This window comes from Gilliamella mensalis (assembly GCF_900103085.1).
Classification (GTDB): domain Bacteria; phylum Pseudomonadota; class Gammaproteobacteria; order Enterobacterales; family Orbaceae; genus Gilliamella; species Gilliamella mensalis.
The window spans coordinates 23,673-39,991 of sequence record NZ_FMWR01000001.1 but is presented as its reverse complement, the minus strand read 5'-3'; the positions used below and the strand labels follow the sequence as shown (position 1 = coordinate 39,991).

The window sequence follows — 16,319 nt, the reverse complement described above, 5'->3', positions numbered from 1 at the left end:
ACCTATACATGTTGGCACAAAATCTGGCTATTATAATCTGATTTGTTTGCTTTTAGTTATCTTTTTGTTGCTATCCAACAATGAACCGATAGAATATTAACAATCTCTACCCATTCACAAACGAGAAGCATTATGGAATTTCAAATAAAAAACAGCGCTATTATAACCAAACAAAAAACAGAGTGTTTAGTTATTTCAATTGATTCAGGAAAAAACCAGTCTGATCTTGTTAAAGATATCGATAAATTAACTAATGGCTTAGTTAGTGAGCTTATCAAATCAGGCGACATAAGTGGTGAACTAGGCCAAACCACCTTATTATATCCAAACAGTAACAGCTTAAAACAAAAGATCTTATTTGTTGGATGTGGCAAAGCCAAAGCGTTTAACTTAACTCAAGCCAGAAAAGTCATTCAAGCGGTAATTAAAGAACTGCTTGCTAAAAAAATTAAAAATATCGTATGGGATTTATGTGTATTTAATGAAGCAAATAGCCTTGAATTTGCTAAACAACTACCGAAAATTGTGAGCGACATAACTTATCGATTTGATGAATTTAAAACCACGAAAATTCCTGCACCAAGTCTAACTAAAATCACATTATTAACTCACGACAAAAAAGCATTATCAGGATTAACTGATAATTTGTTACAAGGTCAAATTATTGCAAATGCTATTGCAACAACAAAAACGATTGCCAATATGCCATCAAATGTTTGTAATGCAAAATACTTAGCCGAACAAGGTAAACAGCTTGGCAAATTACACTCATCATTAAAAGTGACCTGCCTTGGCGAAAACGAACTGGCAAAATTAAACATGAACGCTTATTTAGCCGTCGGACGCGGATCGCAAAACGAATCAATTATGACCGTGATGGAATATCAAGGCGCTAAAGATAAAAAAGCTCAGCCATATGTTTTAGTCGGCAAAGGGCTAACGTTTGATTCAGGGGGCATATCTATTAAACCATCTGCCGGTATGGACGAAATGAAATACGACATGTGTGGTGCAGCAACTGTTTATGGTGTTATGCAAGCTGTCGCTGAACTTAAATTACCTATTAACGTGGTTGGTATCATGGCCGGTTGTGAAAACATGCCTGATGGCAACAGCTATCGCCCCGGTGACATACTCACCACCATGTCAGGCACAACAGTTGAAGTGATTAACACCGATGCCGAAGGACGCTTAGTATTGTGTGATGCATTAACTTATGTTGAACGTTACAATCCAAAAACCGTCATTGACATTGCCACCTTAACAGGCGCTTGTATTGTTGCACTTGGTCACCACTATACAGGTGTTATGGGCAACAACGACAAATTAGTTGCACAATTGGTTAGCGCATCGCAAAAAGCTGGCGACAAAGCTTGGGCTTTGCCAATCGACAATGAATTCCAAGAACAGATCAAATCTACATGCGCTGACATTGTTAATGCCGGTGGGCGTGATGGTGGCACGATTACTGCTGCTTGCTTCCTATCACGATTTACTGAAAAGTACCAATGGGCACATTTAGATATTGCCGGCACAGCATGGACGTCTGGTGGGCCAAAAGGTGCAACAGGTCGCCCGGTTGCCATGTTGATTCAATATTTACAAGATCAATAAATCGAGCCAAAAATTTATGAAAAAAGTGATCTTCTATTTACTTGAAAACCAAATGGAAGCCAACGAATCGGGCATGCTATTTTATGAAAAGTTAGCATGCCAAAAGATAGTTGAAGCTTGGCACGCCAAACAGCGCGTGCTAGTTGCTTGCCAAAATCAGGCTCAAGCCGAGCGAATAGATGAATACCTTTGGCAACTCGAAACCGACAATTTTGTGCCACACAATTTAGCCGGTGAAGGCATGAAAGGGGGGGCTCCCGTTGAAATTTGTTGGCCACAAAAACGTAGCAGTGGTACTCGCCAGTTGCTGATTAATTTACAAGAGCAATTTCCCGAATTCGCTGGTGTCTATCGTAATATTATTGATTTTGTACCCGTTGATGAACAGTTAAAGTCACTTGCAAGGGCAAGATATAAGTTATATAAAGAGTCTGGATTTAATCTTAAAACTATTCCAATCACTTGCGAATAAATTAGGGATATTTTGTTTATTGCTTTGCTGTTTTTAAGGGTTACATTAAATCAATTGCCTATCTGAATTTTTTATAGGGAATCACTAATCAGTTATACCTATCGAAGGCTGTTATTAATGTTTATTGGTGCTAGCATGTGCTGACCACTGGGCTTGACAAGGTTGTGTCTGTCTGAATTAAATTACAATGTTGTACTCTAATTTATTCTCTTTTGGCTCTGTATTTTGGTGTATTTCCCTTTGCTATTTACCTCTGGCTGTTTGTGTTCGCTTTATTGCTCTTATTTGCCAATAGAAAATTTTGGCTTGTGGCAAGCTAAATTCCGTTGTTTACGATTGCATCGATTATTGACCGTATAAAGACTATTTAGCCAGTTTATGATATGATTAGCACTAAATTATGGCAGTGAGTTATGGTTATTATGAGTTATCAAGTTCTGGCACGCAAATGGCGACCTAAATCATTTTCTGAAGTTGTGGGGCAGCAGCATGTTCTTAAAATTTTGTCTAATGCGCTTTCACTAGGCAGGGTTCATCATGCTTATCTGTTTTCTGGTACTCGTGGTGTGGGTAAAACGTCGATTGCGCGCTTGTTAGCAAAAGGACTCAATTGCGAAATAGGTATTACCGCAACGCCATGTGGGGTTTGTGATAATTGCCGTGATATTGAGCAAGGTCGATTTGTCGATTTGCTCGAAATTGATGCAGCATCGCGTACCAAGGTTGAAGACACACGTGAAATTCTTGATAACATTCAATATTTACCCACTAAAGGGCGTTTTAAGGTCTATTTGATTGACGAAGTACATATGCTATCGCGCAGTAGTTTTAATGCACTGCTTAAAACCTTAGAAGAGCCACCTGAGCATGTTAAGTTTTTATTAGCAACTACCGATCCGCAAAAATTACCTATAACGATATTATCACGCTGTTTGCATTTGCATTTAAATGTGCTTGATACCGCATTAATTGGGCAACAACTTGAACATATTTTGCAATTAGAACAAATCAACAGCGATGCTAAAGCTATTGCGTTATTAGCTAAAGCTGCCAATGGCAGTATGCGTGACGCGCTAAGTTTAACCGATCAAGCCATTGCTCTTGGTAATGGTAAGGTCGATGTCGAATCGGTGGCGGTTATGCTTGGCACGCTTGATAAGTCGATTCCGTTTGCTATTGTTGAAGCATTGCATAATGGTGAGGGTAATGCCCTAATGCAACAAATTGAAGCCGCCGCCGTACAAGGCGCTGATTGGGATAATTTGTTAGCACAAACCATGACCTTGTTGCACCAAATTGCGTTATTGCAAGTGGTACCAACCGCACTAGGTGATTATACCGATAACGAAGATAGAATTCGTTTTTTGGCGCAATACATGGCACCTAACGATGTGCAGTTGTTTTATCAAATTTTGTTAATGGGGCGTAAAGAACTTGCTTTTTCGCCCGATAAAAAAATTGGCGTCGAAATGAGCTTTTTACGCGCTTTGGCTTTTATGCCAAAGGAAGTTGAGCCAGTTACACCACCATCAACAGTAGCTCGCATGACTGCTGTTCAAGGCAATTCACAGTCACAAGTACAAAATAAAACCAAAACTAAAGCACAATCACAAGTAACTGTATATACCAAAGCTCCAAACCAAGTTGAAGTTAATCATCAGGTTGAAAATCAAGTTCAAACGCAACAATTTGAGTCCCTACGCACTACAAGTTCGTCTTTAGCATCACCGGTGAAAAATAAGCACCAAGCCGAGAGCGATCTGCCACCTATAGTTGCGTCAAAAATTGAGCAAACCGCCACTGTCAATTCTACTGCTGAATTAGCTATTCCCGATGATGCTTCATCGATAACTAAGAGCATTTTAGAAATGCGTATGCAGTTAATAAAAGGGGAACAAAATCCAAAAAAGTCTGAGTCGGTTGATACAATTCAGCCAAAAAATTCAGTGATTAATAAATCGTTGGTGACAACTAAACAGAATGCCAATCTAGTAGGCGATATCAATACCAATATTAATACTAATAGTCATGATAGCGCGAGCGATGATAACAAAGAAGAAATCACCGCCGAAAATTATCAATGGCAAGCCAGTGGTTTAATTGCCATGAAGGAAGATCCAGTGGTTGATACCAAGGCCTTTCGTGATTCACTCAATGGTGATAAAACGCCGGAAATGACCCAAAAGCTGATCACAGAAATGGCACAAAAAGATGCCTGGTGTGCTGAAATTGAGCAATTAGATTTGTCGCCATTGATTAAACAAATAGTGGTTAATTCCGCCTTTGAACAAATGGATAAGAAATCTATTTTGCTGCATATGCGTTCGACAGTTAAACATTTGCTTAATTCAGCAAATAATGTGGCAAAAGTACAAAGAGCAATTTGCGAACATCGTAAACAAGAGCTTGATATAAAGATCATTGTTGATGATAATCAAGACTATAAAACGCCAATTGAAATGCGTGAAGAGTTGTATCAACAAAAACTAGCACAAGCTAAAAAAACGATTGTTGAAGATCCAAAAGTGGCAACAATTTGCCGATATTTTGACGCTAAGATTGATGAATCAAGTGTTCGTCCTGTATAATATAGAGATATTTTTTTAACGAGGAATTATTATGTTTTCAGGTGGAAAAGGTGGTTTGGGTAATTTAATGAAACAAGCCCAACAAATGCAAGCAAAAATGCAACAAGCACAAGAAGAGATCGCTAAATTAGAAGTCACAGGCGAATCAGGTGCAGGTTTAGTTAAGGTAACGGTTAATGGTACACATAACTGTAAGCGTGTTGAAATCGATCCGTCACTAATGACCGAAGATGACAAAGAGATGTTAGAAGATCTTATTGCGGCTGCTTATAATGATGCAGCTCGTCGCTTAGATGAAGCACAAAAAGAGAGAATGGCACAAGTAACCGGTGGCATGCAATTACCGCCAGGTTTTAAAATGCCTTTTTAATTTAACGAGTTAATTCAGTTATTCAATCCTTTTTACATTGCTGACTTTGTAAATCAAGTCGGCAATGTTATTTCATTATCCCTGTCTATTTATACAGTTTTTCTTTATTATTTTTTTGTTATCCGGTAAACTACACCTTCTTATTTGCTTGTTTATTACGCTTTATTATTAAGGATATATTGTGATTGGTCGTTTACGTGGCACTATTATTGAAAAGCAACCCCCTAAAGTGTTGATTGAAGTCGCTGGCGTCGGTTACGATGTTTTTATGCCGATGACCTGTTTTTATGAATTACCTGAAAACGGGCAAGAAGTTATTGTGTTAACACATTTTGCTGTGCGCGAAGATGCCCAAGTGCTGTATGGCTTTAATCAAGAACAAGAGCGTGAATTGTTTCGTGAACTCATTAAAGTTAATGGGGTGGGGCCTAAATTGGCGTTAGCCATTTTATCAGGCATGTCAGCATCGCAATTTATTAGTGCTGTTGAACAAAGTGAAATTAAAACCCTAGTTAAACTGCCGGGAGTGGGCAATAAAACTGCCCAACGGCTAATTGTTGAAATGAAAGATCGTATTAAAAGTTTTGGCGAACAATCCTCAAGTGCTAGCTCGGTTGTTGATACAGGTAGTATTCAAAAATCAGCTAATCAAATTGAAAGTGAGGCGGTTTCGGCTTTAGTTTCATTAGGGTATAAACCACAAGAAGCTAGTCGTATTATTAATAAAGTAATTAAACCTGATATGGATTGCGAAATGCTGATTCGCGAAGCTTTAAAATCAGCATTGTAAATAGGAATTTATCATGATTGAAGCGGATCGTTTAATTGCTCCACAAGTACAAAAAGAAGAAGAATCATTAGATCGTGCAATTCGTCCTAAATCTTTGGACGAATACATCGGTCAACCGCAAGTTCGCGAACAGATGAAAATCTTTATTCAAGCAGCTAAACAGCGACATGATGCGCTCGACCATGTGCTGATATTTGGTCCGCCTGGACTTGGTAAAACCACATTAGCCAATATTGTGGCGAACGAAATGGGTGTTAATTTACGCACTACATCAGGTCCTGTATTAGAAAAAGCCGGTGATTTAGCTGCCATGTTAACTAATTTAGAGCCTAATGATGTGCTGTTTATTGATGAAATTCACCGGCTCTCACCTGTGGTTGAAGAAATTTTATACCCCGCGATGGAAGATTACCAATTAGATATTATGATTGGCGAAGGACCAGCAGCGCGTTCAATCAAAATCGATCTGCCTCCTTTTACGTTAATTGGCGCGACAACTCGAGCAGGCTCATTAACTTCACCACTACGAGATCGTTTTGGTATTGTACAACGTCTTGAGTTTTATCGGGTTGAAGATTTGGAATATATTGTTAGCCGTAGTGCCAAATTTTTGGGCATGGTTCTGTCCGGGGAAGGTGCACATTTAATCGCTAAACGTTCCCGTGGTACACCGCGAATTGCAAATCGTCTTTTGCGCCGGGTGCGTGATTATGCCGATGTAAAATCAAAGGGCATTATCGACAAAAAAATCGCAAGCCAAGCACTGGATATGCTTGATGTTGATAACGAAGGTTTTGATTATATGGATCGCAAATTACTATTAACCATTATCGAAAAATTCATGGGTGGTCCAGTTGGATTGGATAATATTGCCGCCGCAATTGGTGAAGAGCGCGAAACAATTGAAGATGTACTTGAGCCATTTTTAATTCAGCAAGGCTATATCCAAAGAACACCACGTGGGAGAATTGCAACGCCACATGCGTACCGTCATTTTGGGATTATGCAAGACAATTAATCAAATTTGCATGTCAGCGCACGTTGACAAGAAAACGTGGTCTTCTGATAAACTATATTTTTATTACTATTTTTAGTATTAATGCTTGTAGTCCTAATAGTGTTTTAGTGCTAATTTTAACTTAACCGAGCTCTTTTTCTGTAAAAATACCACTAAAGAGATCTGTGCTAAGATAGCGTTCACCAGAAGATGGCAAAATGACGACAATTGTTTTGTTGGCGTTTTCTGGTAATTTTGCTAAGCGATCGGCGGCAAAAACAGCAGCACCAGATGAGATTCCTGCTAATATGCCTTCTTTTTCCATTAATTTGCGCGCTGTTTCGATAGCTTCTTCATTTGTCACTTGTTCGACCAGATCAATCAAACTCAAATCAAGATTTTCAGGAATAAAACCAGCCCCAATACCTTGTATTTTGTGCGGTCCTGGCTGAATAGGTTTGTCAGCCAATGCTTGGCTAATTACGGGGGAGTTGGTTGGTTCAACAGCCACAGCGGTAATATTTTTACCTTGGATTTTTTTGATATAACGCGTTACGCCTGTGAATGTGCCACCGGTTCCTACTCCTGCAATAAAAATATCGATTTGACCATCAGTATCTTGCCATATTTCTGGTCCCGTTGTTTTTTCATGGATTTCTGGGTTAGCAGGATTACTAAATTGTTGTAGCATGAGGTTTTTTTTAGGATCACTTGCCACCATCTCTTCTGCTTTCTCAATTGCGCCTTTCATCCCTTTGGTTGCTGGAGTTAAAATTAAATTGGCACCTAAGGCTTTTAATAGTTTACGGCGTTCAATACTCATGCTTTCTGGCATGGTTAATGTTAGTTTATAGCCACGAGCAGCGGCAACAGCTGCAAGTGCAATGCCTGTATTACCACTGGTAGGTTCAATTAATTCAACATCTGAAGTTAATAAACCACGCTTTTCTGCATCCCAAATCATATTCGAAGCAATGCGGCATTTGACGCTAAAACTTGGGTTGCGAGACTCAACTTTGGCTAAAATATTACCATGACCAAAGTGTTTTAAACGAACAAGAGGCGTATGACCAATCGTTTGTGAGTTGTCATCAAATATGTTACTCATGAATGAATCCTTATAAATGACTTGTAAACAGATAGCTTAAGTTATTTTTAATAATATTATTATAAAGATAACTTGAAAAGATGATACTAATTAATAATTATAACAATATTCATTTTGGATATAACAATGATATTGAGAAGGAGTTAGTTTTATTAAACATATAATATTTTCTATGACTATTTTTACATAAAATTTTAATAAACACATGCAATCACTTTTCGATATTTGTTTTAAACTGAGTTAATGCACAATTACTTAATTTTCGTCATAGCTAAAGTAGCATGATTAGCTATCGAGCATAAAAAAATTGTTTATTAAAAATCATTAATGTCACTTTCCATCTCAAATTCAATTTTTTTAATCGCCTGTTCACAGCGGTAAATTCGGTTATCAAGTGCGGCTATTTTGCTTTGGTTGATGACGTCTTGCGATAGTTCTAGCTCGTATTTCATCTCTTGCAATCGGCGTAAATAATCTAAATGGCGCATGTGTTTTTGGGCTAGGGTTTCTTCAATAATGGCTTTGGGCTCTTTTTGACGCAAGTTGTGGGTCGCCAGTTCGCGCGTTAGCGCTGCCATTTGGTTGATTAATGTTTCTGATAAAAAAGTAATTTGCTCAATTTTTTCTAATTCAATATTAGCAACTAATGCGTGATACGTTTGTTTGATTTTTTCAAGGTAAAACGTTTTATCCGTTACAATTTTATTGGTATGAAAAAGTTGTTCGTCAAAATAAGGCTCTTTAAATTTCTGTTCGTTTGCCAAATGAACTTGTTGTTCTAATTGGTCTATTTGCTTTTGTAGTGTAGCGAGTAAATTTGCCATTGTTGTTAGTCTTTGTCATAAGGTGAAATATCATCGTCTTGACCAAAATAATTCCCTAAATGTAATTTAGCCAGGTTGATCATTTTCATAAATGCTTCAAAGGTTAAATTGTTATCTTCTTCACTATTTTCGGCGATGATTTTTTTAGCAATTAACTTTGATTTTAATTGGTTATACCAGTCAATTAAGTTAAGTGGTAAGGGCGATAGGGCGCGTTTACCTAACCAAAATATTCCTTGCAGGGGCATGCTTAAGGTAAATAGTATAGTTATTACTGTTACCGCAATTGATGCTGGCATGTAATATTGCCAAACTACTAAACCTATAACAATAGGAGGTAAGTATTTAGTGGCGGTTTTTATGTGGTTAATGATTTTTAATTCCGGAAATGAATGTGCTAGCTGTTTATCTATTGGGCAAAGCTTCATATATCTTTGCCCAGCTTTAAATGTATTTATTAAATTCATGTTTTTGCGATGCCTCGACATTCACTTCTGATTGTCTTAAAATAGTATTATTCAGATTAGGGACTCTTTTTATTTTATCTCAAAAAGCAAGATATCAGAAGTCACCTTAGCGTAGTCGCATTGATTTTAAATCATGTGTTAATGTACCAATTTTGATTGGTATATGTCTTTTTATTCAATTTATAGGAATTACTATGTCATCAAGTAATAACGCTCTTGTTCTTAATTGCGGAAGTTCATCATTAAAATTTGCCATTATAAACCCTGAAACTGGTGATGAGTTTTTATCTGGGTTAGCTGAATGTTTTCATCTTCCTGATGCACGTATTAAGTGGAAGCTTGATGGTGTTAAGAACGAGGCTTCTTTAGGCGCTGGCGCTGCACATAGTGAAGCAATTCGTTTTATTGTTAATAGCATCTTCCCACAAAAACCAGAATTATTAGATAGTATTAAATCTATTGGCCATCGAATTGTTCACGGTGGTGAAAAATATACAAAGTCCGTTGTAATTGACGATTCAGTATTAAAAGGTATTGAAGATGCGGCAGCTTTTGCACCATTACACAATCCTGCGCACTTAATTGGTATTAGTGAAGCTTTTGCTGCATTCCCTCACTTAAAAAATAAAAATGTGGCTGTATTTGATACTGCTTTTCATACCACAATGCCAAAAGAAGCTTATTTATATGCGCTTCCTAACGAACTGTATACTAAACACGGTATTCGTCGTTATGGTGCTCATGGTACTAGCCATTATTATGTTAGTCGCGAAGCTGCAAAATTATTAAATAAACCAGTTGAAGAAACTAACGTCATCACTTGTCATTTAGGTAATGGTGCTTCAATTACTGCAATTAAAAATGGTGAATGTGTTGAAACTTCAATGGGATTAACGCCACTTGAAGGTTTAGTGATGGGTACCCGTAGTGGTGATATCGATCCAGCGATTATGTTCTTCTTACATGACAATTTAAAAATGTCTGTTGCTGATATTAATAATCTTTTAAACAAAAAATCAGGTTTATTAGGTTTAACAGGAGTAAGTAGCGACTGTCGTTATGTTACTGATAATTACGAGCAAGACGAAAACGCTAAAAATGCTTTAGATGTGTTTGTTCATCGTTTAGTAAAATATATTGGTGGTTATGCAATGCTTTTAGACGGCCGTTTAGACGCTATCGTATTTACTGGCGGTATTGGTGAAAATGCTGAAGAAGTTCGTCGTATGGCACTACAAAAATTAACTATTCTTGGTTTCGAACTTGACCAAGAGCGTAACTTAGCTGCTCGTTTTGGTAAAGGTGGCACAATCACTAAAGACGGTTCAGCTATTGCGATGGTAATTCCAACCAATGAAGAACTAGTCATTGCTCAAGATGCTGCGCGCCTGACTGCGTAATAAATATTTAAAACCGCCTAAATGGCGGTTTGTTTTTATACAATAAAGAATTAAGAGGTAACAATTATGTCTCGTACTATTATGCTCATTCCAACAGGTACCAATGTCGGGTTAACTGGTGTGAGTCTTGGTGTTATTCGAGCAATGGAGCGTCAAGGTATTAACTTAAACGTGTTCAAACCAGTTGCACAACCTAGAGCGGGTGGTGATGCGCCAGACAATACGACAACTTTAGTTAGTCATAACACTTCAATTCCAACACTAAAACCGCTTAAAATGAGCCATGTTGAAAACCTATTAGGTTTAAATCAACAAGATGTGTTAATGGAAGAAATCGTAGCCCTTTATGCTGAAAACACGAAAGGTGCTGATGTTGTTTTGGTTGAAGGCATTGTACCAACATCAGATTATCCTTTTGCCAATGAGCTTAATAATAATATCGCTAAAACCCTTGGTGCCGAAATTATTTTTGTGGTCAACATGGGTAAAGATACGCCTGAACAACTTAGAGATCGTATTGAGATTGCTCGTTCTAATTTTGGTGGCATTAAAAACGAAAAAATCGTTGGTGTGATTGTTAATAAAGTCAATGCGCCAGTTGAAGAACAAAGCCTTGCTCGTCCTGATGTTGCTGAAATTTATCACACCCCTAAATTTGATGATAAAAAAATCACTATCGATGATTTAAATGCACATAGCCCATTGCCAGTACTTGGATGTATTCCTTGGAATATGGATTTAAGTGCTTGTCGTTCTATTGATATTGCAAAACATTTTGACGCAAAAATTATTAATGAAGGTGATATCAAAAATCGCCGCATTAAACATATCTCTTTCTGCTCACGTAGTGTGCCTAACATTATCAGTCATCTACAACCAAATGCACTTTTAGTGACCTCTGCTGATCGTGCTGATGTATTAGTAACAATTAGTTTAGCAGCTATGAATGGTGTGGCTATTGGTGGTGTGCTTTTAACGGGTGGTTACGAAATCGACGAAAAAATCGCAAAATTATGCCAACCTGCTTTTGATACAGGGTTACCTGTATTTACAGTTAAAACTAACACTTTCCAAACGTCGATCAATTTACAACAATTCAATTTAGAAATCCCTGTTGATGATAAAGAACGTATGGAAAACACCCAAAATTATGTGGCTGACCATATCGATGCTAAATGGGTTAAATCGTTAAATGAAGTGGTGAATTCTGCACGTCGCTTGTCGCCGCCTGCATTCCGTTACCAATTAACTGAACTTGCACGTAATGCGAAAAAAGTAGTGGTATTACCAGAAGGTGATGAACCAAGAACAGTTAAAGCAGCTGCAATTTGTGCTGAGCGAAATATCGCTAAATGCGTATTGATTGGTAATCCGGACGAAGTGCGTAAAGTTGCCGCTTCTCAAGGCGTGAGTTTAGGTCAAGGTGTTGAAATTGTTGATCCTGAATTAATTCGTGAAAAATATGTACCTCGTTTAGTTGAATTACGTAAAAATAAAGGTATGACAGAAGTGATTGCTCGTGAGCAATTAGCTGATAACGTAGTACTTGGTACAATGATGCTTGAAGCAAATGAAGTTGATGGTTTAGTTTCAGGTGCTGTGCATACAACTGCTAATACTATCCGTCCACCATTACAATTAATTAAAACTGCACCGGGTAGTTCACTTGTTTCATCAGTATTTTTTATGTTAATGCCTGATCAAGTGTATATTTATGGTGACTGTGCAATTAATCCAGATCCAAATGCGCAAGAATTGGCAGAAATTGCGATTCAATCAGCTGATACAGCAATCGCCTTTGGTATTGAACCACGCGTTGCAATGATTTCTTATTCAACAGGTAGTTCAGGTCAAGGTGCTGATGTTGAAAAAGTGAAAGAAGCAACTCGCATTGCTCAAGAAAAACGTCCAGATCTTATGATCGACGGTCCATTGCAATATGATGCTGCGGTAATGCCTGATGTAGCAAAATCGAAAGCACCAAATTCACAAGTAGCAGGTAAAGCAACAGTATTTATCTTCCCTGATCTTAATACGGGTAATACTACTTATAAAGCTGTACAACGTTCAGCTGATCTTGTTTCGATTGGTCCAATGCTACAAGGTATGCGTAAACCTGTGAATGATTTGTCTCGTGGTGCATTAGTTGATGATATTGTCTACACTATTGCATTAACCGCAATTCAATCAGCACAAGAACAAAACGCTGCAAAATAAGTTTAGCAAAACGTTTTAACTATAGATAAAAGGTGATGCAATATCACCTTTTTTAATTAAATTTAGCCAAATGATGAGTTTTAAAAGCTTGAGTTATAGCGATTGAGTTTTAACGTATTTTGTGCTAGAAATTTGTGAGGAGTTCTTCAAAAACTTATTTTAAGTCAAGTCCAAGCATTCAAAGTTGATAAAAACAATAAATAATAAAAATTAATAAATGATTTTATCCCTCCATGTTGGTTTTTAATAGAGTTAATAACATTTTCATAAATTGTTCTTTATCACCTTGTAATGTTGAAAAAAAATCTTTATCTATTTGTTCAACCAAAGGTACAGTTTCATTTGCTTTATTCAATCCTTTTTGGGTTAATTGAATGGATTTTGCTCGACTATCTTTAATTGAGCAAGAGCGCTTTATATAATCCTTTTTTTCTAAATTCTCTAATATTTGGGAAATTGTCATCACATCGATATTTGTTTTATTTGATAAAATAACTTGTGTTATTTCGTCTGGTTGCTGTGATAGATAAGCAAGCGTTGCAAGCACTATAAATTGAGGATGAGTGATAGACTGTTTTTTCAAGCAATTTTTGATATTCGTATGCCAGGACGAATAAGTTTTCATAAAAACAAAACCAATAGATTCAGAATCAGTTTGGAATTGAGTTAAAAACTTATTGTCCTTTGTCATAATTTACCCTTCAACTAAGCCATTTAATTTGTAAGTTTTATCAATAATATCATCTGAAATCTGTTTTATAAAATCATAGGATACTTTAGTATCCATTTTTGAATCCGGTTTTAGAGAAATTTCTGATTTTAAAGCATATTGATTATGCGATATTTCAATAATTTGATGTGAGAAAAACAGTAAACCTATTTCAGGCATATCAAATTGTTCTGTAAATTCTTGCTCATCAATAATCTTTGATAAAGTCACTTCCATTTCCGGTATATTTTGTAATTTGAAAATACCTTTAGACCCTGTTTTTAAGTCACCAAATATACGAAAGTCTTCAAGATCAGTTTCCCATAATTTTCTTAAATTAAGATCAGTATAGTATTGCCAAATTTGAGTTGGTTTAGCTTTGGTTGGTAATATAAAAGAAATTGAAATGGTATTCATAGCGCCTCCTTTTAATAAGTTAACTTATTGTAAGTATACTTACTAATTAAGTAAAGACAATTCAATTTTTGATTTGTTGACTTATTACAAGGTGAATTTGATGACCCTGTTATTGAATTTTGTAATAAGATGATTTGAACATTATTAATAATATAAAATATTTATAATTGTTTTTAATTAATGCTCTCAATTTATTTGGTAAATGGTACAATATCAGCCTAATTTTGTATTAGTTGATAGTTTAGGAATAAAATTGATGAAAAAAGACATCCACCAACAGCGCATATTAATCCTCGATTTTGGTTCACAAGTTACTCAATTAATTGCTCGTAGAATTCGTGAAATTGGTGTGTACTGTGAACTTTGGCCGTGGGATGTATCAGAAGAAAAAATTAAACAATTTAATCCTAAAGGTATTATTTTATCAGGTGGTCCTGAAAGTACCACAGAAGCTAATAGCCCTCGAGCTCCCGAGTATGTCTTTAATGCCGGCGTACCTGTTTTGGGTATTTGTTATGGTATGCAAACTATGGCAATTCAAGTTGGTAAGGGTGGTCAAGTTACTGGCTCTAACCAACGTGAATTTGGTTATGCTAAAGTGGATCTTGTGGGATCGTCAAAATTAACTGATGGTATATTGGATAGTACAAGTGAACAAGGCATTGATCAACTTGATGTCTGGATGAGCCACGGTGACAAAGTAACAGCCTTGCCTGACTGTTTTACCCTGATTGGTCGCACTGAAACTTGCCCATTTGCTATTATGGCTAATGACGAAAAACAATTTTATGGTGTTCAATTCCACCCAGAAGTAACTCACACTGTTAAAGGTTTCGAGTTGTTGCAACGTTTTGTGATTGATATCTGTCACTGCGAAAAACTTTGGACACCATCTTCAATCATTACTGATGCTATTGCGCGCATTAAAGAACAAGTTGGTAATGACAAAGTATTACTCGGTTTATCAGGTGGGGTGGACTCTTCAGTTACAGCACTGCTATTGCATCAAGCCATTGGCGATCAGTTAACTTGCGTATTTGTTGATCATGGTCTGTTACGCTTGAACGAAGCACAACAAGTTATGGATATGTTTGGTAATAAATTTGGCTTAAATATTATTGCAGTAAATGCCGAAGAGCGCTTTTTAGCTGCACTAAAAGGTGAAGCCGATCCTGAAGCAAAACGTAAAATTATTGGACGTGAATTTGTTGCTGTATTTGATGAAGAAGCAGCAAAATTAAAAGATGTAAAATGGCTAGCTCAAGGCACTATCTATCCCGATGTTATTGAATCGGCAGCTGCTGATACCGGCAAAGCTCATGTAATTAAATCACACCATAATGTTGGTGGCTTACCCGAAGATATGAAAATGGGCTTAGTCGAACCTTTGCGAGAACTATTTAAAGACGAAGTTCGCAAAGTGGGCTTAGAACTTGGCTTACCTTACGATATGCTTTATCGTCATCCATTCCCAGGTCCAGGCTTAGGCGTACGAGTACTTGGTGAAGTTAAAAAAGAATATTGTGACTTATTACGCAAAGCCGATGCCATCTTTATTGAAGAGCTATATAAAGCAGACCTATACCACAAAGTCAGCCAAGCCTTTACCGTATTTTTACCTGTACGCTCGGTTGGTGTAATGGGTGACGGTCGCAAATACGACTGGGTCGTTTCACTGCGAGCGGTTGAAACTGTCGATTTTATGACCGCTCACTGGGCTCATTTACCTTATGACTTCTTAGGGCGCGTATCTAATCGAATCATCAACGAAGTCAATGGTATTTCTCGTGTCGTATATGATATAAGCGGAAAACCACCTGCGACTATAGAGTGGGAATAACTAACAAGTTTAAAATAAAAAAATAGCTAAAGAACAGGCTGTTTTTTTATTTTATAAATACCGATATTAGCAGCTATTTGAGTAGGTCTCACTCTATAAAATAGAGTCGTTAAAAAAAAATTAAATATAAATAAATCAGAAAGCATACAAATAGCATCAATAAAAGCAACTTAATTATTGAATCATCTGGTAACTTAGCTTAATAATAGTAAGTACTGTGACTTAATCCTACCATAGCACAGCTCATAGCAATTGTAATAGCATGTGTAACCACCCACATTTTACTTGCTTGCATGAGCATTAGCGCTTTTTTATAATTTCTTCCAGAAGCTGTGATTTCAAACTTAACTTGGCAACCATTTTTTTAAACTTGCTATTTTTTACTTCAAATTATTTTAAACGTTTGATATCTGGGCTTTCCATACAGCCATATTTCTCCGCCATTTATAAAAAGTTGAATTATCCATGTCATATTTACGGCAAAGCTTTTTAACTAGAATGTCTAC

General features: G+C 36.8%; 14 protein-coding genes. 9 read left to right on the top strand and 5 right to left on the bottom strand.

The annotated features are described in order from the left end of the window. Positions 1 to 132: 132 nt before the first annotated feature. The 6 genes from BQ5209_RS00205 to ruvB all read left to right on the top strand — a co-directional run bounded on the left by BQ5209_RS00205 (position 133) and on the right by ruvB (position 6,852). On the top strand, positions 133 to 1,614 hold the full coding sequence (locus BQ5209_RS00205; RefSeq protein WP_085246571.1) for a leucyl aminopeptidase: 1,482 nt from the start codon (positions 133 to 135) through the stop codon (positions 1,612 to 1,614). 16 nt (positions 1,615 to 1,630) lie between these two features. Continuing rightward, on the top strand, positions 1,631 to 2,086 hold the full coding sequence (locus BQ5209_RS00200; RefSeq protein WP_085246570.1) for a DNA polymerase III subunit chi: 456 nt from the start codon (positions 1,631 to 1,633) through the stop codon (positions 2,084 to 2,086). A gap of 422 nt (positions 2,087 to 2,508) precedes the next feature. Then, positions 2,509 to 4,674: a DNA polymerase III subunit gamma/tau gene (gene dnaX, locus BQ5209_RS00195; RefSeq protein WP_085246597.1), complete on the top strand. Its 2,166-nt coding sequence runs from the start codon at positions 2,509 to 2,511 to the stop codon at positions 4,672 to 4,674. Between the two features lie 31 nt (positions 4,675 to 4,705). Then, complete coding sequence (locus tag BQ5209_RS00190; RefSeq protein ID WP_085246569.1) at positions 4,706 to 5,044, top strand: YbaB/EbfC family nucleoid-associated protein; 339 nt, start codon at positions 4,706 to 4,708, stop codon at positions 5,042 to 5,044. A gap of 181 nt (positions 5,045 to 5,225) precedes the next feature. Then, positions 5,226 to 5,834: a Holliday junction branch migration protein RuvA gene (gene ruvA, locus BQ5209_RS00185; RefSeq protein WP_085246568.1), complete on the top strand. Its 609-nt coding sequence runs from the start codon at positions 5,226 to 5,228 to the stop codon at positions 5,832 to 5,834. Positions 5,835 to 5,847: 13 nt separating this feature from the next. After that, positions 5,848 to 6,852, top strand: coding sequence for a Holliday junction branch migration DNA helicase RuvB (gene ruvB, locus BQ5209_RS00180; protein ID WP_085246567.1), 1,005 nt, complete (start codon positions 5,848 to 5,850; stop codon positions 6,850 to 6,852). Between the two features lie 121 nt (positions 6,853 to 6,973). On the opposite strand, the gene cysK is transcribed toward ruvB, so the two are convergent. The 3 genes from cysK to yfbV form a co-directional block, all read right to left on the bottom strand. After that, on the bottom strand, positions 6,974 to 7,939 hold the full coding sequence (gene cysK / locus BQ5209_RS00175) for a cysteine synthase A (protein WP_085246566.1): 966 nt from the start codon (positions 7,937 to 7,939) through the stop codon (positions 6,974 to 6,976). Between the two features lie 314 nt (positions 7,940 to 8,253). Continuing rightward, positions 8,254 to 8,763, bottom strand: a complete 510-nt coding sequence (gene priC / locus BQ5209_RS00170; protein WP_085246565.1) for a primosomal replication protein PriC — start codon at positions 8,761 to 8,763, stop codon at positions 8,254 to 8,256. Between the two features lie 5 nt (positions 8,764 to 8,768). Then, a complete protein-coding gene (gene yfbV, locus BQ5209_RS00165; RefSeq protein WP_167370282.1) occupies positions 8,769 to 9,230 on the bottom strand; it encodes a terminus macrodomain insulation protein YfbV in 462 nt (153 codons plus the stop codon). Positions 9,231 to 9,424: 194 nt separating this feature from the next. Here yfbV and BQ5209_RS00160 point away from each other — a divergent pair, with 194 nt between their 5' ends. Next, complete coding sequence (locus BQ5209_RS00160) at positions 9,425 to 10,630, top strand: acetate kinase (protein WP_085246563.1); 1,206 nt, start codon at positions 9,425 to 9,427, stop codon at positions 10,628 to 10,630. A 66-nt stretch (positions 10,631 to 10,696) separates the two neighbouring features. After that, complete coding sequence (gene pta / locus BQ5209_RS00155) at positions 10,697 to 12,847, top strand: phosphate acetyltransferase (RefSeq protein ID WP_085246562.1); 2,151 nt, start codon at positions 10,697 to 10,699, stop codon at positions 12,845 to 12,847. A gap of 223 nt (positions 12,848 to 13,070) precedes the next feature. Here pta and BQ5209_RS00150 read toward each other — a convergent pair whose 3' ends face one another. Continuing rightward, on the bottom strand, positions 13,071 to 13,538 hold the full coding sequence (locus tag BQ5209_RS00150) for a MarR family winged helix-turn-helix transcriptional regulator (protein ID WP_085246561.1): 468 nt from the start codon (positions 13,536 to 13,538) through the stop codon (positions 13,071 to 13,073). Between the two features lie 3 nt (positions 13,539 to 13,541). Then, the gene (locus BQ5209_RS00145) at positions 13,542 to 13,973 is read right to left on the bottom strand and encodes an SRPBCC family protein (RefSeq protein ID WP_085246560.1); all 432 of its coding nucleotides are present in this window, start codon (positions 13,971 to 13,973) and stop codon (positions 13,542 to 13,544) included. Positions 13,974 to 14,229: 256 nt separating this feature from the next. On the opposite strand from BQ5209_RS00145, the gene guaA reads away from it, so the two are divergent. Next, positions 14,230 to 15,813 (top strand): glutamine-hydrolyzing GMP synthase, encoded by a 1,584-nt coding sequence (guaA, locus tag BQ5209_RS00140; protein WP_085246559.1) that lies wholly within the window; start codon positions 14,230 to 14,232, stop codon positions 15,811 to 15,813. The last annotated feature ends 506 nt before the right edge of the window (positions 15,814 to 16,319 follow it).

Bases quoted from the DNA above. Each gene is read 5' to 3' on its own strand.
- priC (WP_085246565.1), bottom strand. From the start codon at position 8,763: ATGGCAAATTTACTCGCTACACTACAAAAGCAAATAGACCAATTAGAA.
- BQ5209_RS00150 (WP_085246561.1), bottom strand. From the start codon at position 13,538: ATGACAAAGGACAATAAGTTTTTAACTCAATTCCAAACTGATTCTGAA.
- yfbV (WP_167370282.1), bottom strand. From the start codon at position 9,230: ATGAATTTAATAAATACATTTAAAGCTGGGCAAAGATATATGAAGCTT.
- BQ5209_RS00145 (WP_085246560.1), bottom strand. From the start codon at position 13,973: ATGAATACCATTTCAATTTCTTTTATATTACCAACCAAAGCTAAACCA.
- pta (WP_085246562.1), top strand. From the start codon at position 10,697: ATGTCTCGTACTATTATGCTCATTCCAACAGGTACCAATGTCGGGTTA.
- BQ5209_RS00200 (WP_085246570.1), top strand. From the start codon at position 1,631: ATGAAAAAAGTGATCTTCTATTTACTTGAAAACCAAATGGAAGCCAAC.
- ruvB (WP_085246567.1), top strand. From the start codon at position 5,848: ATGATTGAAGCGGATCGTTTAATTGCTCCACAAGTACAAAAAGAAGAA.
- guaA (WP_085246559.1), top strand. From the start codon at position 14,230: ATGAAAAAAGACATCCACCAACAGCGCATATTAATCCTCGATTTTGGT.
- cysK (WP_085246566.1), bottom strand. From the start codon at position 7,939: ATGAGTAACATATTTGATGACAACTCACAAACGATTGGTCATACGCCT.
- dnaX (WP_085246597.1), top strand. From the start codon at position 2,509: ATGAGTTATCAAGTTCTGGCACGCAAATGGCGACCTAAATCATTTTCT.
- BQ5209_RS00190 (WP_085246569.1), top strand. From the start codon at position 4,706: ATGTTTTCAGGTGGAAAAGGTGGTTTGGGTAATTTAATGAAACAAGCC.
- BQ5209_RS00205 (WP_085246571.1), top strand. From the start codon at position 133: ATGGAATTTCAAATAAAAAACAGCGCTATTATAACCAAACAAAAAACA.
- BQ5209_RS00160 (WP_085246563.1), top strand. From the start codon at position 9,425: ATGTCATCAAGTAATAACGCTCTTGTTCTTAATTGCGGAAGTTCATCA.